This is a genomic window from Tsukamurella sputi (assembly GCF_007858445.1).
GTDB classification, from domain to species: Bacteria; Actinomycetota; Actinomycetes; order Mycobacteriales; family Mycobacteriaceae; genus Tsukamurella; species Tsukamurella sputi.
In genome coordinates this window covers 1-524 of sequence record NZ_VIGV01000212.1, presented here as the reverse complement: position 1 = coordinate 524, position 524 = coordinate 1, and the positions used below count along the sequence as shown (strand labels likewise).

1 protein-coding gene is annotated in these 524 nt (G+C 64.7%); it reads right to left on the bottom strand.

All coding sequences use genetic code 11. From position 1 onward, the window contains the following. The coding region (locus tag FK268_RS23870; protein WP_146437913.1) for an AraC family transcriptional regulator ligand-binding domain-containing protein at positions 1-524 on the bottom strand (524 nt) is incomplete at both ends.

Below are 524 nucleotides of genomic sequence, written 5' to 3'. Positions count from 1 at the left end.
ACGAGCGCCGTCAGCGCGCGCAGGGTCAGCATCGAACTGTGCGCGGACCAGCTGCGTGTAGGAATTGGGCCTGCGCTGTTCGTAGACGCGTCGAAGCTCGGCGATACCGATCCGGTAGGCCACGGGGTCGGAGAAGCGGCACACGTCGTAGAGCACGGCAGCCGGTATATGCACGAACGCCGCGCGCGCGTCGAAAAGGATCCGATGGCCGATCTCACCCACGACGATCAGGTCTGCCGGCGCCTGGCATGTCAGATGAAGCTCCACGGAGGGGACGGCACCGGCGAGCATGTCCACCAACCGCAGGACAGCCAGACCACCGTAGGTGACGGCGAGACAATCGGTGCCGGGGCTATCTGTGCGCCCGGCCAGAGCGATCGTCAGTCCAGAGTCTCCGTGCTGGAACTCGGTGCTCAGCGCGGTCGATATCAGGGGCAAGAACCGAAGCAGTTGAACAACTTCGAGGACGGAACCCGCACTGACCAGCGGCAAACTGAGGGGGCCGAAAGAGGTCAGCTGGGCGT